20 protein-coding genes and 4 pseudogenes are annotated in these 21761 nt (G+C 66.1%); 14 read left to right on the top strand and 10 right to left on the bottom strand.

The genetic code is table 11. The annotated features are described in order from the left end of the window. Positions 1-27 precede the first annotated feature (27 nt). Both CBP34_RS18385 and CBP34_RS19545 read left to right on the top strand, forming a co-directional pair. Entirely contained in the window at positions 28-777 is a 750-nt protein-coding gene (locus CBP34_RS18385; protein ID WP_094098856.1) for a 5'-methylthioadenosine/adenosylhomocysteine nucleosidase, read from the top strand. 73 nt (positions 778-850) lie between these two features. Beyond that, positions 851-949: pseudogene (locus CBP34_RS19545) on the top strand (IS110 family transposase); the annotation flags it as partial. A 24-nt stretch (positions 950-973) separates the two neighbouring features. Here the strand turns inward: CBP34_RS19545 and corA are convergent. The 4 genes and pseudogenes from corA to tsaB form a co-directional block, all read right to left on the bottom strand. Next, on the bottom strand, positions 974-1960 hold the full coding sequence (gene corA / locus CBP34_RS18380; protein ID WP_086913678.1) for a magnesium/cobalt transporter CorA: 987 nt from the start codon (positions 1958-1960) through the stop codon (positions 974-976). Positions 1961-2152: 192 nt separating this feature from the next. Beyond that, entirely contained in the window at positions 2153-2656 is a 504-nt protein-coding gene (locus tag CBP34_RS18375; RefSeq protein ID WP_094098855.1) for a uracil-DNA glycosylase family protein, read from the bottom strand. Positions 2657-2995: 339 nt separating this feature from the next. Beyond that, positions 2996-3475: a ribosomal protein S18-alanine N-acetyltransferase gene (rimI, locus tag CBP34_RS18370; protein ID WP_086913677.1), complete on the bottom strand. Its 480-nt coding sequence runs from the start codon at positions 3473-3475 to the stop codon at positions 2996-2998. Between the two features lie 14 nt (positions 3476-3489). Beyond that, positions 3490-4223: pseudogene (gene tsaB, locus CBP34_RS18365) on the bottom strand (tRNA (adenosine(37)-N6)-threonylcarbamoyltransferase complex dimerization subunit type 1 TsaB). Positions 4224-4276: 53 nt separating this feature from the next. Here tsaB and dacB point away from each other — a divergent pair. The 3 genes from dacB (at position 4277) to CBP34_RS18350 (ending at position 7515) form a co-directional block, all read left to right on the top strand. After that, positions 4277-5782: a D-alanyl-D-alanine carboxypeptidase/D-alanyl-D-alanine endopeptidase gene (gene dacB / locus CBP34_RS18360; protein WP_094098854.1), complete on the top strand. Its 1506-nt coding sequence runs from the start codon at positions 4277-4279 to the stop codon at positions 5780-5782. 20 nt (positions 5783-5802) lie between these two features. Beyond that, positions 5803-6108, top strand: coding sequence for a SemiSWEET transporter (locus CBP34_RS18355; RefSeq protein WP_094098853.1), 306 nt, complete (start codon positions 5803-5805; stop codon positions 6106-6108). Between the two features lie 99 nt (positions 6109-6207). Next, entirely contained in the window at positions 6208-7515 is a 1308-nt protein-coding gene (locus CBP34_RS18350; protein ID WP_094098852.1) for a lipase family protein, read from the top strand. Positions 7516-7583: 68 nt separating this feature from the next. Here the strand turns inward: CBP34_RS18350 and CBP34_RS18345 are convergent, their stop codons facing one another. The 4 genes from CBP34_RS18345 to purE form a co-directional block, all read right to left on the bottom strand. Further along, positions 7584-8537: an SGNH/GDSL hydrolase family protein gene (locus CBP34_RS18345; RefSeq protein WP_094098851.1), complete on the bottom strand. Its 954-nt coding sequence runs from the start codon at positions 8535-8537 to the stop codon at positions 7584-7586. Positions 8538-8615: 78 nt separating this feature from the next. After that, positions 8616-9632, bottom strand: coding sequence for an L-threonylcarbamoyladenylate synthase (locus CBP34_RS18340; protein ID WP_094098850.1), 1017 nt, complete (start codon positions 9630-9632; stop codon positions 8616-8618). 2 nt (positions 9633-9634) lie between these two features. Beyond that, positions 9635-10804, bottom strand: a complete 1170-nt coding sequence (locus CBP34_RS18335; protein ID WP_094098849.1) for a 5-(carboxyamino)imidazole ribonucleotide synthase — start codon at positions 10802-10804, stop codon at positions 9635-9637. Next, positions 10801-11295 (bottom strand): 5-(carboxyamino)imidazole ribonucleotide mutase, encoded by a 495-nt coding sequence (gene purE / locus CBP34_RS18330; protein ID WP_086928383.1) that lies wholly within the window; start codon positions 11293-11295, stop codon positions 10801-10803. Before purE ends, CBP34_RS18335 begins: the two co-directional genes overlap by 4 nt. 157 nt (positions 11296-11452) lie before the next feature. On the opposite strand from purE, the pseudogene trxA reads away from it, so the two are divergent. Continuing rightward, positions 11453-12359 (top strand): annotated as a pseudogene (gene trxA / locus CBP34_RS18325) (thioredoxin). 77 nt (positions 12360-12436) lie between these two features. Here trxA and CBP34_RS18320 read toward each other — a convergent pair. Continuing rightward, positions 12437-13357 carry a phosphoribosylaminoimidazolesuccinocarboxamide synthase gene (locus tag CBP34_RS18320; RefSeq protein WP_086928381.1) on the bottom strand — a complete coding sequence of 307 codons (921 nt, stop codon included), beginning with the start codon at positions 13355-13357 and terminating at the stop codon, positions 12437-12439. Between the two features lie 439 nt (positions 13358-13796). Between CBP34_RS18320 and hpf the strand changes: the two genes are divergently transcribed. From hpf to hprK, 3 genes are all read left to right on the top strand, one after another. Next, positions 13797-14129 carry a ribosome hibernation-promoting factor, HPF/YfiA family gene (hpf, locus tag CBP34_RS18310; protein WP_086913667.1) on the top strand — a complete coding sequence of 111 codons (333 nt, stop codon included), beginning with the start codon at positions 13797-13799 and terminating at the stop codon, positions 14127-14129. A gap of 113 nt (positions 14130-14242) precedes the next feature. Next, positions 14243-14710 carry a PTS sugar transporter subunit IIA gene (locus CBP34_RS18305; protein WP_086913666.1) on the top strand — a complete coding sequence of 156 codons (468 nt, stop codon included), beginning with the start codon at positions 14243-14245 and terminating at the stop codon, positions 14708-14710. A 40-nt stretch (positions 14711-14750) separates the two neighbouring features. Next, on the top strand, positions 14751-15707 hold the full coding sequence (gene hprK, locus CBP34_RS18300; RefSeq protein ID WP_086913665.1) for an HPr(Ser) kinase/phosphatase: 957 nt from the start codon (positions 14751-14753) through the stop codon (positions 15705-15707). Between the two features lie 139 nt (positions 15708-15846). Here hprK and fur read toward each other — a convergent pair whose 3' ends face one another. Further along, positions 15847-16269: a ferric iron uptake transcriptional regulator gene (fur, locus tag CBP34_RS18295; RefSeq protein WP_086913664.1), complete on the bottom strand. Its 423-nt coding sequence runs from the start codon at positions 16267-16269 to the stop codon at positions 15847-15849. Between the two features lie 89 nt (positions 16270-16358). Between fur and CBP34_RS18290 the strand changes: the two are divergent. The 5 genes and pseudogenes from CBP34_RS18290 (at position 16359) to leuS (ending at position 21755) form a co-directional block, all read left to right on the top strand. Next, positions 16359-16918, top strand: a pseudogene (locus tag CBP34_RS18290) (outer membrane protein assembly factor BamE). A gap of 63 nt (positions 16919-16981) precedes the next feature. Next, complete coding sequence (gene dapB / locus CBP34_RS18285; RefSeq protein ID WP_418134690.1) at positions 16982-17821, top strand: 4-hydroxy-tetrahydrodipicolinate reductase; 840 nt, start codon at positions 16982-16984, stop codon at positions 17819-17821. A gap of 17 nt (positions 17822-17838) precedes the next feature. Then, positions 17839-18507, top strand: a complete 669-nt coding sequence (locus tag CBP34_RS18280) for a MotA/TolQ/ExbB proton channel family protein (protein ID WP_086913661.1) — start codon at positions 17839-17841, stop codon at positions 18505-18507. Position 18508: 1 nt separating this feature from the next. Next, on the top strand, positions 18509-18934 hold the full coding sequence (locus tag CBP34_RS18275) for an ExbD/TolR family protein (RefSeq protein ID WP_086913660.1): 426 nt from the start codon (positions 18509-18511) through the stop codon (positions 18932-18934). 127 nt (positions 18935-19061) lie between these two features. Beyond that, positions 19062-21755, top strand: a complete 2694-nt coding sequence (gene leuS, locus CBP34_RS18270; RefSeq protein WP_094098846.1) for a leucine--tRNA ligase — start codon at positions 19062-19064, stop codon at positions 21753-21755. The last annotated feature ends 6 nt before the right edge of the window (positions 21756-21761 follow it).

Genomic DNA, 21761 nt, shown 5'->3' with positions numbered 1-21761 from the left:
TTTTTTCATGCAGAAATAATGGGGCCCATGACCACCGCCATCCTCAGCGCACTTGCCGAAGAGCAATCGGGCCTTGTGGCCAGCTTGCAGCACCCCCAGCGCAGGGTGCATGCGGGGCGTGTTTTCTGGACCGGATCGCTGCACGGCCACAGCGTGGTGCTGGCGCTTTCGGGCATCGGCAAGGTGGCAGCCGCCACCACGGCCACGGCACTGATCGAGCGGTTTGGCGCGGCACGCATCGTGTTCACGGGCGTGGCTGGTGGAGTGGGCGATGGCGTGCGGGTGGGCGATGTGGTGGTGGCGCAGGACTATGTGCAGCACGACATGGACGCCTCGCCCCTGTTTCCGCGCTGGGAGCTGCCGGGCTACGCACGGGCGCGGCTGGCTTGCGATGTGGCTTTGTCTGCTCTTCTTTTGGAAGCTGCTCGCGCTTGCTTGATAAGCGCTGAAGGGCTATTTGACTCAAATAATGGCGATCTTGCCCAGCAGGTGCACCACGGCCTGATGGCCAGCGGCGACCGCTTTGTATCGGCCGCGCACGAGTCCGACCGGCTGCGCACCGCGCTGCGCGAAGCGGGCCATGACGTGCTGGCCGTGGAAATGGAAGGCGCCGCCGTGGCCCAGGTGTGCCTTGACTATGGCGTGCCGTTTGCGGCGGTGCGCACCATCTCCGACCGGGCCGACGATGCCGCGCATGGCGACTTCGCGCAGTTCGTGCAGACCGTGGCCAGCCGCTATGCCGACCACATGGTGCAATCGTTTTTACAAAGACTATGAAATTAATAGCTGCTAGCGCTTTACTGGTAAGCGCTAGTGGCCGATTCGACCGTTGGTTTCAACTGGCGCGCCCAAGGTGGCCTTGGTCGCTTGCATGCGCTAGCTGCTGACCATACTCAACGCCATGGTCAGAACCGGTAAACCTTGGGATGTTTCGCTTCATAGTGCTTGACTTTGAAGACGGTTACTCAGGGGGCTACTTCAACCAGCCACGCTTGCGGAAATACCACATGGGGCCCAGCGCGCTGGCCAGCATCAGCAGCAGCGCGTAGGGGTAGCCCCACTCCTTGGCCAGCTCGGGCATGTGTTGGAAGTTCATGCCGTACACGCTGGCAATCAGCGTGGGCGGCAGCAGTGCTACGCTGGCCACCGAGAAGATCTTGATGATCTTGTTCTGGTTGATGTTGATGAAGCCGACCGTGGCGTCCATCAAGAAGTTGATCTTGTCGAACAGGAAGGCAGTGTGGTTGTCGAGCGACTCGATGTCGCGCAGGATCTGGCGGGCCTCCTCGAACTGATCGGAGCTGAGCATCTTGCTGCGCATCATGAAGCTCACGGCGCGGCGTGTGTCCATCACGTTGCGGCGAATGCGGCCGTTCAAGTCTTCCTGGCGCGCGATGGCGGCCAGCACCTCGCCAGCGCGGGTGTCGGTCACATCGCCAGCCAGCACCTGCTTGCTGACCTTCTCCAGCTCGTCGTAGATGTTTTCCAGCGTGTCGGCCGAATACTCGGCGTCGGCGTCGAACAGCGCCAGCAGCACTTCCTTGGCATCCTCGATCAGGCCTGGCGCCCGGCGTGCGCGCATGCGCAGCAGGCGGAACACGGGCACGTCTTCATCGTGGATCGAGAACAGAACGCCCTTGCTTTTCAGCTCGGGGTTGGTCAGGTTCAGGATGAAAGCCACGCGCACCGAGCGCGGCTGTTCGTTGTCATCGATGAGAAAGTCGCTGCGAATGTGCAGGTCGCCGTTGTCTTCTTCGTAGAAGCGGGCGGATTCCTCGATGTCCTCGTCCATCGCGTCTTCGGGGATGGACAGGCCGTAGTGCTGCTTGATCCAGCGCTTTTCTTCGAGCGTGGGGTTTTCCAGATCAACCCAGATGGGCTGGAAGCGGGTGAGTTCTTCCAGGGATTCGATTTCTTCCTGGAACAGCCGGCCATTGGCGAGCGAAAAGATATTGAGCATGGCTCACTCCCGTGATAGGTGGCATCTGCAGTGGGGCTTGGGGGTGCTTTCATCCCCACGGCAGGCCGGGGAGCTGAAAGCTACCAACTCGGGTAGGTTTCCACGGGGTTTTCTCCGTCAAAGTTCAAGCCGCGGATTATGGCACTGCATCGATGGCGTCCGTGTGACGCCAGCCCGTGCCAATGGCGGGTTTTATGTGCCTGGGCTGGCGGCCTGCACCAGCGCCAGCGCACGGCACAGATCGGCCCAGGCGGCGGCCTTGTTGCCCTGGGAGCGCAGCAAGAACGCGGGGTCGTAGGTGACGATGGCCGGGCAGCCCGCCAGCTGATGCAGCTCGGCGCGCAGGCGGCCCAGGGGTTCGGTGCGCGCGAGGGCGGCCCGGGCTGCCACATGGCCCAGCACCAGCACCATGGCGGGACGCAGTGCCGCCACCATGTCGTGCAATAACGGGGCGATGTCGATGGCCTCTGCGGCGGTGCCGGCCTGGGGGCGTTCCAGCGCGGCCAGATAAACGCGCGGGTGGCGGTGCAGCCGCATGGCCCGCAGCATGTTGTCGAGCAGGCGGCCGGCATCGCCCGCCAGCGGCTCGGTGGGCGAGAGGCTTTCGGCAACCACCAGCCAGCCCGCGCCCAGCTCGGCCGGCGTCTGCGCCGGATCGGCCGTGGGGTACAGCGCCTGCGCCGCATGCAGGATCAACGCGGGCGACGCGCCGCCGCCCTGCGGCGCTGAAGGCAGGGCCGCAGGGCAGCGCTGGCGGGCGCTGCACGTTCCCGCACGGGGCGAGGTGCCGGCTCGGTGCGGGCGGCTGCCGCAACCACCGGCGCGGCGGGGCTGCGGGGGCGTTTGCGGTCCGCGGCCCGCGCGCGGGAACGGCCACGGGGTCCGCCGCGGGTGTCGGCGTCAGCGCTTCAGCGGGCGCCCACACAGTGACCCCCATCTCTTGCAGCATGGCGCGCTGGCGCGCATCGAGGTGAAGGCTCATAGCGGCGGGCTCACAAGGGCAGGTGCAGGCGGGTGCATGGGGGAGGAAGGGGTTCACAGGGGAAGGCTCATGACCACCGCATCCTCGCGCTGGCCTGCGTGGGCCGGGTAGTAGCGCTTGCGTTCGCCCACGCGGCGAAAACCATGGGCCAGGTAAACGTGCAGGGCGCGCTCATTGCTCACGCGCACTTCCAGCCACAGCCATTGGGCGCCGCGCCCGCGCGACCACAGCGCCAGGGCGTCGAGCAATACCCGGGCCCAGCCCTGCTTCTGGTAGGCCGGGGCCACGGTGATATTGAGCAGATGTACCTCGTCCACTCCCATCATGGCCACGAAGTAACCCAGCAACCGGTCGCCCGCCACCAGCAGCTGGGCCTGGTAGCCAGAGGCCATGGCGTCGGTGAAGTTGCCGCGGGTCCAGGGGTGGGAATAGGCGCTGTGTTCCACGTCGAGCACGTCGTCCAGCCGCGCCAGCGTGAGCGGCTCAAAGCGTGCCTCGGGGGCGTTGGCGGGGGGCGAGAAGACGGCGCTCATGGTGTCGGTGGGTCTTATGTGGCTTGTGCGGCGTGGGTGGCCTGGGCGGCACGCATCGCGGCCCGTTCGGCAGCGGTGTAGGCCACTTTATCGCGGATGTAGCGGGGCAGGGCTTCGCTGGCCGGCACTGCGCCGCCTGCCGCCAGCAAGGCGGGTGCCAGGCGCAGCAGGGCCGCGGCGGTGGGCAGCGCGCTGGCGTGCAGGGCGCCGGGTGCCAGGCGCTCGGCGTAGGCGGCCCGGGCGTTGCCCGCCAGTGTCCAGCCCGCGGGCACCTGCACGGCCTCGGGGGCGCACAGACCGAAGTCGCCATCGGTGCGCCAGTGGCCGGTGCCGCCGTTCTGGGCTGGCAGCCATTCGCAGCGTGCCACGTACACCTCGTCCATGCGCGCGTCCAGCGTGGCCACCACCTGGGTGCAGCCATGCTGGTGGCGGGCTTCTTCGGCTACCGCAAGCAGGGTGTCCACCGGCAGCACCGGCACGCCCGCGCCGCCGCGTGCGCCAAAGGCCAGCCCCTGGGCCACCGCGCAGGCCGTGCGCAGGCCGGTAAACGACCCGGCCCACGGCCAAACACGATGGTGTCCAGCGTGGCAAAGGACAGCCCCGCCTGTGCCAGCAGCGCGCTGATGGCAGGAATCAGCGTGGCCGAGGCCTGCGCGCCACCCGGACCGGTGTGTTGCCACACGGCATCTCCCGCCTGCACGGCGATGGAGAGGGTGTCGGTGCTGGTGTCGAAGGCAAGCAGGTTCATGGGGCCGGGTGGGTCTGGGTTCGGGGTGCAATTATCAGGGGCGCGCCAGCGGGATGCTGGATTCGCCGCCGACATGCCCAATTCGCCCGGCGATAGACTTGGCCGATGATGTTTGTTCCTTTAGGCTGCCGCGCAGCAACCCTGCGCTGGTGGCGTCTCTGGTGGTTTGTGTGCCTGCTCACCGTGGTGGGGCTGCCCGGGCGCAGGCAACAGGGCCGCTGCCCGCCGAGGTGGAGGCGGCGCTGGTGCGTGCCCGCCTGCCCAGGGACGCCCTGTCGGTGCTGGTGGTGGATGCGCAGGGCGGCCGCCAGGCACCGCGTCTGGCGCACCGCCCCCAGGCGTCCATGAACCCGGCTTCGGTCATGAAGCTCGTGACCACCTATGCGGCGCTCGACCTGCTCGGCCCCGCCTACACCTGGAGCACGCCCGTGTATGTGGACGGCCAGGTGCAGGGCGGCAGCCTCCAGGGCAACGTTTATATCCAGGGGCAGGGCGATCCCAAGCTGGTGATGGAGCGCCTGTGGCTGCTGCTGCGCCGCCTGCAGGGCCAGGGCATCCAGGTCATCGTGGGCGACATCGTGCTGGACCGCACTGCCTTTGACGTGCCCGAGCACGATGCCGCCCGCTTCGACGGCGAGCCGCTGCGCCCCTACAACGCGGCGCCCGATGCCTTGCTGCTGAACTACAACGCGGTGGTCATGACCTTTGTGCCCGATGCCGCCGCCGGGCTGGCACGCATCCAGTACGACCCGCCGCTTGCTGGCGTGCAGCGCCAGGCCACGGTGCCGCTGGCGGCGCCGGGCGCCGAATGTGGCGATTGGCGCGCCGCCGTGCGTGCCGAGCTGTCAGACCCGGCGCGCACCGTGTTCCAGGGCGTCTATCCGGCCCGCTGTGGCGAGCGCGTGTGGGCGGCGGCGTTTCCCGATCCGAAGGGGTTTGCGGCCCGCGCGGTGGAAGGCATGTGGCGCGAACTGGGCGGCAAGCTCACGGGCACCGTGCGCGATGGTGCGGTGCCTGCGCGGCTCAAGCCGGCCTTCAGTGCCACATCGCCCGCGCTGGCCGAGGTGGTGCGCGATGTGAACAAATACAGCAACAACGTGATGGCGCAGCAGCTGTTTCTCACGCTGGCGTTGCGCAAAGACGGCGCGGCCACGTTCGACGGTGCGCGCGCTGCATTGCGCCAGTGGTGGCAGGCCCGCCTGGGCGATGCCGAGCCACCCGCCCCCGACAACGGCGCAGGCCTGAGCCGCGAGGCACGCATCAGCGCGCAGGCCCTGGCGCGCATGCTGCAGCTGGCCTGGCAGTCGCCGGTGATGCCCGAGCTGGTGTCGTCCCTGCCGATTGCCGGCGTGGACGGCACGCTGCGCCCCAGCCAGAGCCGCGCCGGTGCCGCCCACCTCAAGACCGGCAGCCTGCGCGACGTGATGGCCGTCGCCGGTTATGTGCACGCCGCCAGCGGCCGCCGCTACGTGCTGGTGGCCCTCGTCAACCACCCGCAGGCGGGCGCAGCGCGGCCCGTGCTTGATGCGCTGGTGGACTGGACCGCGCGCGATCAATAGCCCCGGATGCACAACACACCATGGCTCTTCACGACCTCATCGGCTACCTGGCCGCGACGCTGACCACCTGCAGTTTTTTGCCCCAGGCGCTGCACACTTTTCGCACGCGCGACGTCAGCGGCATCTCGCTGAGCATGTACGGCACTTTCACGCTGGGCGTGGCGCTGTGGCTGGCTTACGGCGTGGCGCTGGCCGCCTGGCCCATCGTTGCGGCCAATGCCGTCACGCTGGCGCTGGCGGGCACCATCCTGGTCATGAAGCTGCGCTATGGCCGCCGGGGTGGGGCGAAGAACGGCGCGGATCCCGGGGGAGGCCCTGTCTCCTAGGCGTCAGGTGGCCCGGGCGTGCCCTCGTAATCCCTAGTGCCGGGTAGTCCGGCGCGCGCGCACGATGCGACGCTCTTCACCGCTCCAAGGGGTCGCTCCATGACGTATTTCCGCCTTTCCTGTGTTGCCGCAGCTGCGGTGTTGCTGGTCGCCTGCGGGGGCTCGGATGGCCCGCAACGGGGCGCGTTGCTGGACCCGCCCGCCACGCTGACCACGCTGACCGCCGCGCAGATCGATGCCGCAACGGCGGGCAGCGGCCTGCAGGCGATCAGCGGCAAAGCAAAGTGTGATGTGAAGGTGGTGGCGCTCAACTACACCACGGTCGGCGTCAAGGACGACGAAAGCACCAATGCCTCGGGCGTCATGCTGGTGCCGGCGGGCAGTTGCACCGGCGCGTCAGCGCTGGTGGCGTATGCCAAGGGCTCCGATGTGCAAAAGCCCCGCACGCTGGCCAATCCGCAAGACGGCGAAACCTTTTTGCTCGCCGCGATGTACGCCGCCCAGGGTTACACCGTGGTGGCCACCGACTACCTTGGTTTTGCCAAGTCTGCCTACGCCTACCACCCCTATCTGCATGCGGACTCCGAAGCCACGGCGGTGCTGGACTCCATCCGCGCCGCGCGGGCGGCTGCGCCCAGCGTGGGCGCCAACCTGTCGGGCAAGGTGATGTTCGCCGGCTATTCGCAGGGTGGGCATGCGTCCATGGCCGCCCACCGGGCGGCAGAGCGCGACCATGCCGGGGAGTTCAACGTGGTGGCCGGTGCCCACCTGGCCGGGCCCTACAACCTGTCAGGCCAGCTGCGGGCGCCCGATGCGATTGCCGGGGTGCAGTTCTTCGTGCCGTATCTGGTGACCTCGTGGCAAAAGGTGTATGGCAACGTCTACACCGACGTCAAGACGGCGTTCAAATTGCCCTATTCGGGCTATATCGAAACCTTGCTGCCCAGCCCGACGCTCACCACCACCACGCTGGTCTCGTCGGGCGCATTGCCCGGGGGGCCCGGCGTTACGCCCAATCAGGCGCGTGACCTCCTGTTCCAGCCCGAATTTCTGGCTGCGGCCCAGGCCGGTGGCAGCAACCCGCTGTTTCTGGCCGCCAGGAAGAACGACCTGCTGGGATGGAACCCCAGGGCGCGCGTGCTGCTGTGCGGTGGCGCGGGCGACCCCACGGTGCCGCCGGCCATCCACCAGCAGGCCATGAAGGCCGACTTTGACAGCCGTGGCCTGACCAACGTGGCCTCTGTCGATGTCGATCCCCAGGTGCAGGCCACGTACGGCACTGCCGGCAAGGCACCCACCGATCCGGCCTCGGCGGCGTTTGCCACGTATTACGGCAACTACCACGGCACCTACGAGCCGCCGTTTTGCCACGCGCAGGCACGGGCGGTGTTCGATGCCGTCAAATAAGCGGCGCTCCCTGCGCGCATGAAAAAAGCCGACCATCAGGTCGGCTTTTGGATTGTGCGCCGGGCGGCTTACCAGCGGGCCCGCAGCCGGTCGTAAGCGTAGTCGCCCAGCTGGCGGTGGGCCGATGGCGTGAGGTAGACCGCGTCGGCAAACACATACTTGTTCTGGTTGGCGCCGGGGAGCAAGGTGGCGGCAGTGCACAAGGCCGAGTTGACCTGGCCGGTGCCGATGCCAATGCCGTTGCCCGCATCCACCGAAGTGCACACCGGCGTCTTGGCGTTGTCAAACCCGTAGGAGCCCGGAGCGTTGGTGTACAGGTTGACGTAGTAGGCCGCATCGATAGAGAGCACATTCGCGCCCAGATCGACGATGCCCACCGACAGGCCGGTGTTGAAGCTGGTGCTGGCATCGTGGAGCAGGCTTGCCTCGTTGATGGCGGTGGCCCAGACGGACTTGGTCATGTCGTAGGTGCCCATCACCACCACATATTTCGCACCCGACGTGACGAGGCGGCGCACCTGCGTTGCCAGCTGCTGGCCGGCTTTGCGGGTCTCTGCCAACATGTCGTCTTTAGAGAGCGTGCCGGCGCGCACAGCCGCCACGCCAGCGATCACATCGCTGGTCCCGGCGTTGACGAACACCACGTCGTTGGCGCCAAAGCTGCCGCCCGCCAGAAAGCGGTCGATCTGCTCGGTGACGGTGAGCGTGGTGGCATCGCCGGCCACGTCGGGCTTGATGGTGATGCGCGCATTGCCCGTGGCATAGCTCAGGCCGCCCGATGCTGCGGGTGTGATCGTCTTGCCGTAGCGCGACGCCAGTTGCTGCGTCCAGTTGTTGACGGAGCCGTCGTTGACGGTGTAGCGCGGACCTTTTTGCCCCACATCGCTGAAGGCATCGCCAAAGGCAATGAAGCGGTCGGGTGTCAGTGCCGATTCGATGGTGCTCGAACCACAGGCCGCGAGCAACGCTGCCGTCGCACATGCGGCGACCATCACGGTGCGGCGCATCCAATTTGTTGCCATGTATTTCTCCAGAAAAGTGGGGGTTAGTTTAACGACGCACAGCCCGCGCATGTAAAGCAAGCAGGCAGGCAAGCCGGCTCAGGCCGCGGCTGCCCTCTGCAGCCGGTCGCGCACGCCTTCCCATTCGGGGGTGGCGGGCGGGGTCTCGATCCAGATCAGTTTCACGGCCTGGTCGTCAAAGCCACGCAGCACGGCAAAAAGCTGCTGGGCGGTGGCGGTGGCGTCGTCGGGCATGCGGCGCATGACCAGCCGGGACGAGCGCGTGCGCAGTGCGCTGCGGGCATAGACGGCGATGTGGGCGGCGTCGGCGCCCAGCAGGTCCAGCGCGGTCTGCAGCGCCTTGGCGTCCATCAGGCGCACCTTGGCGGCGGGGGCATAGTGGGCCTCCAGTGTGCCCGAGGCCCGCGGGGTAAGTGCGGGTAGCTCTTCTTTCGATAGCGGTTGCATGCCGCAGGCGGCCGCAATCTGCGCCCGCGTGATGGCGCCCGGCCGCAGCAGCACGGGCACGCCGCGCGTGCAGTCCACGATGGTGCTTTCAATGCCCACATCGCAGGGCCCGCCATCGAGCACCAGCAGGTCGGCGCCCAGCTCGTCCTGCACGTGCCGGGCGGTGGTGGGGCTCACGCGGCCAAAGCGGTTGGCGCTGGGCGCGGCCACGCCCCACACGGGCGGGCCACCCTGATCGGCGCTATGGCCCGGCGCTGCGCAGGCCACCAGCAGTGCGTGGGCCACCGGGTGGGCCGGGCAGCGCAGGCCCACGCTGTCCTGGCCGCCGGTCGCGGCCGTGGCCACGCCAGGCCGGCGCGGCAGGATGAGGGTGAGCGGGCCGGGCCAGAAGGCATCGACCAGCTTTTGTGCAAAGCCGGGCACCTCACTGGCAAAGTGCGCAATGCCCGAGGCGTCGGCCACATGCACGATCAGCGGATGGTCGCTCGGGCGGCCCTTGGCGGCAAAGATCTGCGCCACGGCCGCGTCGCTGCTGGCGTCGGCCGCCAGGCCATAGACGGTTTCGGTGGGCAGGCCCAGCAGCGCGCCGCTGCGCACGGCCCGCGCGGCGGCAGCGATGGAGTCGGGCTGGGTGCCGTCCAGGATCATGGTCAAAACGCCGCGATGCCCAGCAAGGCTGCGGCCTGCAAGGCCGTGGCGCGGGCCGCCTCTGGCGTAGGGCCGGTGACATTGAGGTGGCCCATCTTGCGGCCGCGCTTGGCCTCGCGCTTGCCATACAGGTGCAGATGCGCGCCGGGCAGGGCCAGCACCTGCGCCCAGGGAGGCGTCTGCTCGGCATCGCCGTGCGCAAACCACAGGTCGCCCAGCAGGTTGAGCATGACGGCGGGGCTGTGCTGGCGCGGCTGCGTCAGCGGCAGGCGGGCCAGGGTGCGCACCTGCAGCTCGAACTGCGACACGTCGCAGGCGTTCTGGCTGTAGTGGCCGCTGTTGTGCGGGCGCGGGGCGATCTCGTTCACCACCAGGCTGCCGTCCTGCAGCACAAAGAATTCCACGCACAGCACGCCCACGTAATGCAGGCCATTTGCTATTGAAATTGCAGCTGCTACCGCTTGCTGGATAAGCGCTGGAGGCAGATTTTGCTCAAAAACCTCCGTCACGGCCAGGATGCCTTCGCGGTGCAGGTTGCGCTGCACCGGCAGGTGCACGGTGGCGCCATCGTGGCCCCGCGCCACGATCACCGAGCATTCCAGTGCCAGCGGAAGCATCTTTTCGAGCACGCAAGGCACCTTGCCCACCGACGCCCAGGCGGCGGCCAGTTCGGCGGCGGTCTTGACGCGGACCTGGCCCTTGCCGTCGTAGCCCATGCGGGCGGTTTTCAGAATACCCGGCAGCAGATCGGGCGCAACAGCGGCCAGTTGTTCGGCCGTTTCGATCACGGCATAGGGCGCGCAGGGCACGCCACAGGCCACAAAGTGGGCCTTTTCGCGGGCCCGGTCTTGCGCCACTGAGACCGCGCTGGCGGCGGGCGATACGGGGAGCCGCGCGGCCAATGCAGCCAGCGCGGCGGCGGGCACGTTCTCGAACTCGGTGGTCACCGCATCGGCCACGCGGGCCAGTTCGGCCAGGCCTTGCGGGTCTTCATAGCCGGTCTGGATGTGGTGGTGGCTCACCAGCCCGGCCGGGCTGGTGGGGTCGGCATCGAGCACGGCGGTGAAGTAGCCCATGGCCTGCGCCTGGTGCACAAACATGCGGCCCAGCTGGCCGCCGCCGAGCACGCCCAGCGTGCTACCCGGCAAAAGTGGCTTGGCAGAGTCGGTCATGCGGCAGGCGGCAAGGTCATGTTGCGCGCCACTTCCGTCTGCTCGGCGCGGAAGGCATCGAGCCGCTGGCGCAGTTCGGGGCTTTCGTTGGCCAGCAGCGCTACGGCAAACAGCGCGGCATTGGCGGCGCCGGCCGTACCAATGGCAAACGTGGCCACGGGAATGCCCTTGGGCATCTGCACGATGGAGTGCAGCGAGTCCACGCCCTGCAGGTGGCGGCTGGCCACGGGCACACCCAGCACGGGCACGGGCGTCTTGGCGGCGATCATGCCGGGCAGGTGGGCAGCGCCCCCGGCCCCGGCGATGATGGCCTTCAGGCCCCGGCCCGCAGCGGCTTCGGCATAGGCAAACATGTCATCGGGCATGCGGTGGGCCGAGACCACGCGGGCCTCATGGGCGATGCCGAACTGTTCAAGAATCTGCACTGCATGCTGCATGGTGTCCCAGTCGCTGCTGGAACCCATGACCACGCCGATCTGGATGGGTTTCATGGTGTTGGAGGTGCCGGACCGCGGGCTGCGCCCGCTGCACCGCTGTAGGTGGAACCCGCGATTTTACTTTTTGCGCTTCCCTTCATGGCGTGGGGCCGTTTCGATGGGCCAAAATAGCGCGAAAACCGCTTCACAGGCCCCAAGGCCCCACACCATCATGATTGACGTCACCGTAGAGAACTTTGAAGCCGAGGTGGTTGCCGCCTCGATGAATGTGCCCGTCCTGGTGGACTTCTGGGCACCCTGGTGCGGCCCCTGCAAGTCGCTGGGCCCCATCCTCGAAAAGCTCGAAACCGAATACGCGGGCCGATTCAAGCTGGTCAAGATCGATTCGGACCAGGAGCAGCAGATCGCCGGCATGTTCGGCATCCGCAGCATTCCCACCTGCGTGCTGCTGATGAACGGCCAGCCCGTGGACGGCTTCATGGGCGCGCTGCCCGAGGGCCAGGTGCGCGCATTCCTCGACAAGCATGTGCCCTCCGCGGAGGAAGTGGTGGCAGAAGCCGAGGAAGAAGAAGCCCTGGACGCACTGGCCGAAGGCGACACCAGCACAGCGCTTGAAAAGCTGCAGCACGCTGTGGCCACCGATCCGGCCAACGACGATGCGCGTTTTGATTACGTCAAGCTGCTGCTGCAGCTGGGCCGCGAGGACGATGCCAAGGTGGCCTTTGCCCCAGTGATTGCCAAGGCCGCCACATCGCGCAAGCTCGGGGCACTCAAGAGCTGGATGGATGCTCTTGATTTTCTAGCTTCTGGCGCTTATGGATCAAGCGCTGGGGTGAATTTGATGCCAAGATTGCCGCGAACAAGCGCGACTTTGACACGCGCTTTGCCCGCGCCCGCTGGCTGATGGCGCAGCAGCGCTGGCAGGAGGCCATGGACGAGCTGCTCGAAATCCTGATGCGCGACAAGGCCTGGAGCGAAGAGGCAGCCCGCAAGACCTATGTGGCCATCCTCGAAATCATCGAGCCGCCCAAGGTGAAGGTGGCAGAAGGCCAGATTCCCCCGAAGACCCGGTTGTGGCCACCTACCGGCGCCGCTTGTCGAGCGTGGTGCTCAGCTGAGCGCGGTTCGACTCGGAAAATGCAAAAGGCCCTTGCAGGGCCTTTTTTCTTGGGAGGTGAGATATCGCGCGTGCGGTTTAGCCGGTCAGCCTCTCCAGCGCCTCGCGGTATTTGGCGGCGGTCTTTTCGATCACGGCCTGCGGCAGGCGGGGCGAAGGCGGCGTCTTGTCCCAGGGCTTGCCGTTGACCTGGGCCTGCTCGAGCCAGTCGCGCACGAACTGCTTGTCGTAGCTGGGCGGGTTTTCGCCCTTGGCCAGGGCTTCGGCATAGCCTTCCACCGGCCAGTAGCGCGAGCTGTCGGGCGTGAGCACTTCGTCCATCAGCACCAGCGTGCCGTCGGGGGCCAGGCCGAACTCGAACTTGGTGTCGGCAATGATCATGCCCTTGGTCAGGGCGATCTCTGCCGCGGCCTTGTAGATGGCGATGCTCAGGTCGCGGATTTTTGCGGCCAGTTCGGGGCCGATCATTTCCACCGTGCGCTCGAAGCTGATGTTTTCATCGTGCTCGCCGGCAGCGGCCTTGGCCGCGGGCGTGTAGATGGGCTCGGGCAGCTTGGCGGCATTGGTCAGTCCGGCGGGCAGCGGCACGCCGCAAACCGACTGCGACGCCTGGTATTCCTTCCAGCCACTGCCGGCCAGGTAGCCGCGCACCACGGCTTCCACGGGAATGGGCTGCAGACGTTGCACCAGCATCGAGCGGCCACGGATCTGCGCCGCTTCGGCGGGGCTCACCACGCTTTCGGGGTCGTCGCCCGTCAGGTGGTTGGGGCAGATGTGGCCGAGCTTGTCGAACCAGAACAGCGCCATTTTGGTGAGCAGCTCGCCCTTGCCGGGGATAGGCTCGCCCATGATCACGTCGAACGCCGACAGGCGGTCGCTGGCCACCATCAGGATGCGGTCGGTGCCCACGGCGTAGTTGTCGCGCACCTTGCCGCGTGCCAGAAGGGGCAGCGAGGTCAGGGTGGATGTGTGCAGGGCAGAAGTGCTGGACTGGGTCATGGTGATGGTGCGGGCTTGCAGCGCGTGGAGACGGATCTGCGCCAGAAAAATGTTGGATATTGCGAGCGGTCAGGATCTGCTTCGAACCGACCGATTTTACGCGGCGGTGGACCGGGTGGTTGCCCTCGGCGGCGAGTGGCTGGGGCGACAGGCCCCGACATGGCACGTGGCGCCTTGCAATGCGGGCGCCGGGCTGGCGGATTGGCCGCGCAGGGTGCGGGTGCACGAGGGGTTCGCCCAAAGCCTGCCCATTGTGCGCGCTTTTCGCGGCGGCGGCACCTTCGGCGGCATAACCCATCCGCCAGGGGCGGTATGGGATTGCTTTTGGCCTGGGGCGGGCGCATAGTGATTTCGCGTCAACGGACGTAGCCGAGTTAGCCGGGCCGCTCTTTGGATCCAGGGCGGCATTTTTGTCACAGAGAGCCACAGGAGACTTTTTATGAACCTGACGATCAGCGGTCACCACCTCGAAGTTACCCCAGCCTTGCGCAACTATGTCACCACGAAGCTGGATCGGATCACTCGCCATTTTGACCAGGTGGTCGACGTCAAGGTACTGCTGACAGTAGAGAAACAGAAGGAAAAAGAGAAGCGGCAGCGAGCGGAATGCAATATCCACGTCAAGGGAAGCGACCTGTTTGCAGAAAGCTCCCACTTCGACCTGTATGCTGCCGTGGACGAGTTGGTGGACAAGATGGATCGCCAGGTCGTGCGCCACAAGGACCGCATCCAGGACCACCACGACGCATCCAAACGCGAAATGCTCGCGTAGGCCAAGCAGGTGTACCGCCTGCCGGTCGCAGCCGCCCTCCGGGGCGGTTTTTTTCGGCCCCGCGTTTTGTTCTCAGGGTTTCTGCCAATGTGTGCATAATTGTTTCTCTGACCATGAACCGACTTGCATCCATCCTGCCCTCCGCTCAAGTGCTTGTGAGCGTTGACGCCACCAGCAAGAAGCGTGCTTTTGAAGAAGCCGGTCTCCTGTTTGAGGGCCAGCACGGGCTTTCGCGGGCGCTGATCACCGACAGCCTGTTTGCGCGCGAGCGACTGGGCTCGACGGGACTGGGGCATGGCGTGGCCATTCCGCATGGCCGTATCAAGGGGCTCAAGGCGCCGATGGCCGCGGTTTTTCAGCTGGCGCAACCGATAGGTTTCGATGCGCCCGACGAAATGCCGGTCGGGCTGCTGATTTTTCTGCTGGTGCCCGAAGCGGCGACCCAGAAGCACCTGGAAATCCTCTCGGAAATCGCCGAGCTGCTGAGCGACTCGGTGCTGCGCGAGAAACTCAAGGCCTGCGACGACGCCGCGGTGCTGCACGGCATGATTGCCGGATGGCAGTCCACCCAGGCCGCGTGATCTTGCCCCTTTCCCTGCTCTTCGCATTCGCTGCATTGCCGTGAAGCCCAACGTCGTCAGCGCTGATGTCCTGTTCGAGGAATTCCGGGGCACCCTGAAATGGGAATGGCTGGCGGGCCTGGGCGCGTCCGAGCGGCGCTTTGACGAAGTGGCGGTGCGCGCGGCCCGATCGGGTGCCGATCTCGTCGGCTATCTGAATTACATCCACCCTTACCGGGTGCAGATTCTGGGTGAGCGCGAAATCGCCTATCTCACCAACGCCACCCCTGACGACTGCCAACGCCGGATCGCGCGCATCGTCACGCTGGAGCCGCCGGTGCTGGTGCTGGCCGACGGGCAGACTGCACCGGATGCGCTGCTGTCCATGTGCGAGCGGGCGCAGATTCCGATGTTCTCTACCCATGAGTCGTCGGCGTTCGTCATCGACGTTCTGCGCGCGTACCTGTCCAAGCACTTTGCCGACCGCACCACGATGCACGGCGTGTTCATGGACATTCTGGGCCTGGGTGTCATGATTACGGGCGAATCCGGCCTGGGCAAGAGCGAGCTGGGGCTGGAACTGATCTCTCGCGGCAACGGCCTGGTGGCCGACGATGCCGTGGATCTGTTTCGCATCAACCAGACCACCATCGAAGGCAAGTGTCCCGAACTGCTGCAGAACCTGCTGGAAGTGCGCGGCATTGGCTTGCTCGACATCCGCGCCATCTTTGGCGAGACGGCCGTGCGCCGCAAGATGCGCCTGAAGCTCATCGTGCATCTGGTGCGCAAGGAGACGCTGGAGCGCGACTACGAGCGCCTGCCTTATGAGCCCCTGACCCAGGACGTGCTGGGCGTGCCGGTGCTCAAGGTCGTGATCCAGGTGGTGGCGGGGCGCAATATCGCCGTGCTGGTGGAAGCCGCCGTGCGCAACACCATCCTGCAGTTGCGCGGCATCGACACCTACCAGGAATTCGTGGAGCGGCACCGCCGCGCCATGGAGCGCGACAGCGGGGGCTGATCCGCAGGTCCACGAAACCGTCGCAGCCCAGGCCAGCGGCCGCCGCGCAAGGGCCGCCAAGCCGTTCAGGCGCCGCTGCACTTGCGTGCGCTGGCGGAGTCCCCCCTCTCAGGGGGAAGGCGCGAAGCGACTCAGGGGGTTAGTTGCTCTTTGCGGCGCAGTGGGCGCACTGCCCATACAAGGCCATCGTGTGGTCCTGGACCACCCAGCCCTTGGCCTTTGCAATGATCTGCTGGCGCTTTTCGATCTCGGGGTCGTAGAACTCTTCCACCTTGCCGCAGGTCGTGCACACGAAATGGTCGTGGTGCTGGCCTTCGTTGAGTTCGTAAACCGCCTTCCCACTTTCGAAATTGCTGCGGATCAGGATGCCTGCCTGCTCGAATTGCGTGAGCACACGATAGACCGTGGCCAGCCCGATGTCCGAGCGCTCTTGCAGCAGGACGCGAAAGACGTCTTCGGCCGTCATGTGGCGCTGTGCGCCCTTCTGAAAAATCTCCAGAATCTTCAGGCGCGGCAGGGTTGCCTTCAGTCCCGTGCTTTTGAGTTCGTCGATATTCGTCATGGCGCTGTCTTTCGTGTGTCGGCGGGCTCGACCAAGCCCTCAGGGCCAGCCGCTACAATGGGTCGATCATAGCCTTACGACCCTTTTCCATGCCCGTCAAAGCCCATCGCAGCGCCCGTCTGGGTGTGACCTTGTTCATTGGTGCCTGCCTGACTGCCGTGGCCGGCTGCAGCAGCCTGGACAGTGCAAGCAATCGCTTGGCCAGCGTCGTGACGCCTTACAAGGTGAATGTGGTGCAGGGCAATTTTGTTTCGCGCGAGCAGGTAGAAGCGCTTGCGCCGGGCATGAGCCGGCAGCAGGTACGCGACATTCTCGGCACGCCCCTGGTGACCAGCCTGTTCCATGCCGAGCGCTGGGAATATGTGTTCACCATCAAGCGTCCCGGTGAAGATCTCCAGACGCGCAAGCTCACGCTGTTTTTCCAGGGCGATTTGCTGCAGCGATTCGACGGCGACACCATGCCCTCTGAAGCCGAGTTTGTAGCCTCGCTGGGGTCGCGCTCCACCAAGGGCAAGGTGCCTGTTCTGGAGGCCACCGACGCCCAACTGGCGCGTTTCCCGGCCCCGAGCGCGCGCCCAGCGCACCAGCGGCTGCACCTGCAGAACCGGTTTCCACCTCTTACCCCCCGCTCGAAGGCCCCGCGCGCTAAAGGCAGCGGATCAGGGCGCCGGCACCCGGCATGGCCCGCCGCATTCACCGACACAGGAATGACATGACAGGCAACTCTTTGCCCTCCCAACCCGCTTCGAAACCCATGCGTGTGGCCGTGGCTGGTGCGTCCGGCCGCATGGGCCGCATGCTGATCGAGGCCCTGCGTGCCAGCGACGACATGGTGCTGGCCGGCGCCCTGGATGTGGCGGCCAGCCCCGCCATCGGCTCGGATGCAACGGCTTTTCTGGGCCATGCAAGTGGCGTGGCCATCACGGCAGACCTGCGCACGGGCCTGGAGAACGCTGATGTGCTGATCGATTTCACCCGCCCCGAAGGCACGCTGGCCCATCTGGCTGTTTGCAGCGAGCTGGGCGTGAAGGCCGTCATCGGCACCACGGGCTTCACGGACGCGCAAAAGTCCGAGATCGCGGCCTGCGCCCAGCGCACCGCCGTCGTGATGGCACCCAACATGAGTGTGGGCGTGAATGTCACGTTCAAGTTGCTGCAGATGGCGGCCAAGGCCATGGCAACCGGCTACGACATCGAAATCATCGAGGCCCACCACCGCCACAAGGTCGATGCCCCCTCGGGCACCGCCCTCAAGATGGGCGAAGTAATTGCCGATGCGCTGGGCCGTGACCTCAAGGAGTGCGCCGTGTATGCGCGCGAAGGCGTGACCGGCGAGCGCGACCCGTCGAGCATCGGCTTTGCCACCATCCGCGGTGGCGACATCGTGGGCGACCACACCGTGCTGTTCGCCGGCATTGGCGAGCGCATTGAAATCACCCACAAATCGTCCAGCCGTGCCACCTACGCCCAGGGCAGCCTGCGTGCAGTGCGCTTTCTCGCAGACCGCAAGACCGGCATGTTCGACATGTTCGACGTGCTGGGCCTGAACTAGCCCGAAAGCGAGACGGCATGGACGCACTGCACTGGTGGCGCCAGGGAGATGCCGTGACGCAGGGCACGGCCCTGTTGCTGCTTGCCATGTCGGTGGCCAGCTGGGTGGTGATTTTCTGGAAGGCGCGCCTCATGCACCGGGCCACGGCCGACGTGGCGCGGTGCACCGCGGCGTTCTGGCAGGCGCCCTCGCTGGACGTCGCGGCGCAGCGTTTGCAGTCTTTTGACCGCGAAGCGCTGGTGCTGCCTTTGGTGATTGCTGCAAATTCAATAGCAAATCCGGTGAGCACCGGGGTGCAGGCCACCTTGGCCACATCTGGCAGCCTCTCGCAGCAGATCACCCGTGTGCTGCGCGATGCCCTGCATGGCGCCCTCGGGCGGCTGCAGTGGGGTCAGGTGTTGCTGGCCACGGTGGGCTCCACGGCCCCTTTCGTCGGCTTGCTCGGCACGGTCTGGGGCATCTACCACGCCCTCAGCGCGATGGCGGGCGCCGGTCAGATCACCATCGACCGCGTGGCCGGCCCCGTGGGCGAGGCCCTGGTGATGACGGCGGCCGGCCTGGCGGTGGCCATTCCGGCGGTGCTGGCCTACAACGTGTTCGGTCGCTTCATTGGCCGCATCGAGGCCGACCTGGAAGGTTTTGCGCGCGACCTGCGCGAGTTGCTGGCGCAGCACCCGGAGTCGTGACATGGCATTTGGCCGCCTTGAACGCACCTCCGGCCCGCAGCCCATGAGTGACATCAACATGACGCCGCTGGTGGACGTGATGCTGGTGCTGGTGGTCATCTTCATCCTGACAGCGCCTTTGCTGGCCAGCTCCATCCGGCTTGATCTGCCCCGCGCAGCAGGGGCCACCCCCGGCGCCGCGCCCGAATTCGTGACCCTGGTGGTGGATCGCACCGGTCAGGCCTATCTGGATGACCAGCCCGTGTCGCAGGCCGCCCTGGCCGAGCGGCTTCAGCGCATTGGTGCGGCCCGCCCCGACACCGAAGTGCAGTTGCGGGCCGATGCGGCCGTGCCGTATGGCCGCGTGGTTGAAGTCATGGGCGCGGCCCACAGCGCCGGGCTCCAGCGCATCGGGTTCGTTGCCGAACAGCCCGTTGCGGCGCCCTGAGCCCCTGGCGGCAAGGCCAGACCCCGCACCGGGTGCGGCGCACCGCCAGGCTGTACCCCCGCGACCGCCTAAAATCGGCCAAAGCAGCAGCCCAGCGGCTGCATCCCTCTCCTCCAGCAGAGCCTCCATGCAAGAAAAATACTCTCCCCAAGACGTCGAGCGCGCCGCGCACGACCACTGGACCGCCACCGACGCCTACCGCGTGACGGAAGACAACAACAAGAAGAAGTTCTACGCCTGCTCGATGCTGCCCTACCCCAGCGGCAAGTTGCACATGGGCCATGTGCGCAACTACACCATCAACGACATGCTCACGCGCTACCTGCGCATGAACGGCCACAACGTGCTCATGCCCATGGGCTGGGACGCTTTTGGCCTGCCGGCCGAGAACGCCGCGCTCAAGAACGGCGTGCCACCGGCCCAATGGACGTACGACAACATCGCGTACATGAAAAAGCAGATGCAGGCCATGGGCCTGGCCATCGACTGGAGCCGCGAAGTCGCCACCTGCGACCCCACCTATTACAAGTGGAACCAGTGGCTGTTCTTGAAGATGCTCGAAAAGGGCATTGCCTACCGCAAGACCCAGGTGGTGAACTGGGACCCGGTGGACCAGACCGTGCTGGCCAACGAGCAGGTGATTGACGGCAAGGGCTGGCGCACTGGCGCCGTGGTCGAAAAGCGCGAGATCCCCGGCTACTACCTCAAGATCACCGACTACGCCGAAGAGCTGCTCGACTTTGTCACCGGCGACAAGCTGCCGGGCTGGCCCGAGCGCGTGAAGCTGATGCAGGAGAACTGGATCGGCAAATCGGAGGGCGTGCGCTTTGCCTTCCCGCATGACATCCGCGGTGACGATGGTGCGCTGATTGGCGACGGCAAGATGTACGTGTTCACCACGCGCGCCGACACCATCATGGGCGTGACGTTTTGCGCCGTGGCGCCCGAGCACCCACTGGCCACCCATGCCGCCAGATCCAACCCGGCGCTGGCGGCGTTCATCGAAGAATGCAAGAGCGGTGGCACCACCGAGGCCGAGCTGGCCACGCAAGAGAAAAAGGGCGTGCCCACGGGGCTGTCCGTCACGCACCCGCTCACGGGCCTGCCCGTCGAGGTGTGGGTGGGGAACTACGTGCTCATCGGCTACGGCGACGGCGCCGTGATGGGCGTGCCCGCGCACGACGAGCGCGACTTCGCGTTTGCGCTCAAGTACGGCATCGAGATCAAGCAGGTGGTGCTGGTCGACGGCGAGCACTTTGACTACCACCAGTGGCATGACTGGTACGGTGACAAGCAGCGCGGTGTGACCATCAACTCCGACAGCTTCAGCGGCCTCTCCCACAAGGACGCTGTGGCTGCCGTGGCCCACGCACTGGCGCAAAAAGGCCTGGGCGAACTCAAGACCACCTGGCGCCTGCGCGACTGGGGCGTGAGCCGCCAGCGCTATTGGGGCACGCCGATCCCCATCATCCATTGCGACGAGCATGGCGCCGTGCCGGTGCCCGAAAAAGACCTGCCGGTGGTGCTGCCCACCGACTGCGTACCCGACGGCTCGGGCAACCCGCTGCACAAGCATGAAGGCTTCCACGCCGGGGTGACCTGCCCGGTGTGCGGCAAGGCCGCGCGCCGCGAAACCGACACCATGGACACCTTCGTGGACAGTTCGTGGTACTTCATGCGCTATTGCGATCCGAAGAACGCGGACGCCATGGTGGCTGGCGGCGCGGATTACTGGATGCCGATGGACCAGTACATCGGCGGCATTGAACACGCCATCCTGCACCTGCTGTATGCGCGCTTCTGGACCAAGGTCATGCGTGACCTGGGGCTCGTCAAGGTCGATGAGCCCTTCACCAAGCTGCTCACGCAAGGCATGGTGCTCAACCACATCTACAGCCGCCGCACCGCCAAGGGCGGCAAGGACTACTTCTGGCCGCACGATGTGGAGCATGTGCTCGACGAGGGCGGCAAGATCATCGGCGCCAAGCTCAAGAACGAAGCTACCAGTGGCGATGGCATGCTGCCCGTGGGCACGCCCATCGACTACGAGGGCGTGGGCACCATGTCCAAGTCCAAGAACAACGGCGTCGATCCGCAGGACCTGATCGAAAAATACGGCGCCGACACCGCCCGCCTGTACACCATGTTCACCGCCCCGCCCGAGGCCACGCTGGAGTGGAACGACGCGGCCGTCGAAGGCAGCTACCGCTTCCTGCGCCGCGTGTGGAACTTCGGTGTGAAGCTGTCTGCTATGGATATGGAAGCTGCTAGCGCAAGCGTGGCAAGCGCCAGCAGCCTGAAAGACGTGGAATTCAGCAAAGAGGCCAAGGCGTTGCGGCTGGAGATCCACACCGTGCTCAAGCAGGTGGACTACGACTACCAGCGCATGCAGTACAACACCGTGGTGTCGGGCGCGATGAAGATGATCAACGCACTCGAAGACTTCAAGGCCACCGACTCGGCCGGCGCCCAGGTCGCGCTGATCGAAGGCTTTGGCATCCTGCTGCGCTGCCTGTACCCGGCCACGCCGCATGTGGCGCACAGCCTTTGGTCGCAACTGGGCTACGCCGGGCACCTGGGTGATCTGCTGGACGCACCCTGGCCCCAGGTCGATGCCAACGCGCTGGTGCAGGACGAGATCGAACTCATGCTGCAGGTCAACGGCAAGCTGCGCGGCTCCATCCATGTGCCGGCCCAGGCCGACAAGGCCGAGATCGAGCGCATTGCGCTGGCCAGCGAGGCCTTTTCGGCCCAGGCGGCCGGCGCTCATCCGAAGCGCGTGATTGTGGTGCCGGGACGCTTGGTGAACGTGGTGGTGTGACCATGA

Origin of the sequence: Acidovorax carolinensis, from assembly GCF_002157145.1 — a bacterium.
In the GTDB taxonomy this organism is placed as follows: Bacteria; Pseudomonadota; Gammaproteobacteria; order Burkholderiales; family Burkholderiaceae_C; genus Acidovorax; species Acidovorax carolinensis.
The sequence above is the reverse complement of the archived record's forward strand: the minus strand, read 5'-3'. Positions and strand labels throughout refer to the sequence as shown.

Coding starts and splice junctions, on each gene's coding strand:
- CBP34_RS18385 (WP_094098856.1), top strand. CDS start 28: ATGACCACCGCCATCCTCAGCGCACTTGCCGAAGAGCAATCGGGCCTT.
- corA (WP_086913678.1), bottom strand. CDS start 1,960: ATGCTCAATATCTTTTCGCTCGCCAATGGCCGGCTGTTCCAGGAAGAA.
- rimI (WP_086913677.1), bottom strand. CDS start 3,475: ATGAGCGCCGTCTTCTCGCCCCCCGCCAACGCCCCCGAGGCACGCTTT.
- dacB (WP_094098854.1), top strand. CDS start 4,277: ATGCTGGATTCGCCGCCGACATGCCCAATTCGCCCGGCGATAGACTTG.
- CBP34_RS18355 (WP_094098853.1), top strand. CDS start 5,803: ATGGCTCTTCACGACCTCATCGGCTACCTGGCCGCGACGCTGACCACC.
- CBP34_RS18350 (WP_094098852.1), top strand. CDS start 6,208: ATGACGTATTTCCGCCTTTCCTGTGTTGCCGCAGCTGCGGTGTTGCTG.
- CBP34_RS18345 (WP_094098851.1), bottom strand. CDS start 8,537: ATGGCAACAAATTGGATGCGCCGCACCGTGATGGTCGCCGCATGTGCG.
- CBP34_RS18340 (WP_094098850.1), bottom strand. CDS start 9,632: ATGATCCTGGACGGCACCCAGCCCGACTCCATCGCTGCCGCCGCGCGG.
- CBP34_RS18335 (WP_094098849.1), bottom strand. CDS start 10,804: ATGACCGACTCTGCCAAGCCACTTTTGCCGGGTAGCACGCTGGGCGTG.
- purE (WP_086928383.1), bottom strand. CDS start 11,295: ATGAAACCCATCCAGATCGGCGTGGTCATGGGTTCCAGCAGCGACTGG.
- CBP34_RS18320 (WP_086928381.1), bottom strand. CDS start 13,357: ATGACCCAGTCCAGCACTTCTGCCCTGCACACATCCACCCTGACCTCG.
- hpf (WP_086913667.1), top strand. CDS start 13,797: ATGAACCTGACGATCAGCGGTCACCACCTCGAAGTTACCCCAGCCTTG.
- CBP34_RS18305 (WP_086913666.1), top strand. CDS start 14,243: ATGAACCGACTTGCATCCATCCTGCCCTCCGCTCAAGTGCTTGTGAGC.
- fur (WP_086913664.1), bottom strand. CDS start 16,269: ATGACGAATATCGACGAACTCAAAAGCACGGGACTGAAGGCAACCCTG.
- dapB (WP_418134690.1), top strand. CDS start 16,982: ATGACAGGCAACTCTTTGCCCTCCCAACCCGCTTCGAAACCCATGCGT.
- CBP34_RS18280 (WP_086913661.1), top strand. CDS start 17,839: ATGGACGCACTGCACTGGTGGCGCCAGGGAGATGCCGTGACGCAGGGC.
- CBP34_RS18275 (WP_086913660.1), top strand. CDS start 18,509: ATGGCATTTGGCCGCCTTGAACGCACCTCCGGCCCGCAGCCCATGAGT.
- leuS (WP_094098846.1), top strand. CDS start 19,062: ATGCAAGAAAAATACTCTCCCCAAGACGTCGAGCGCGCCGCGCACGAC.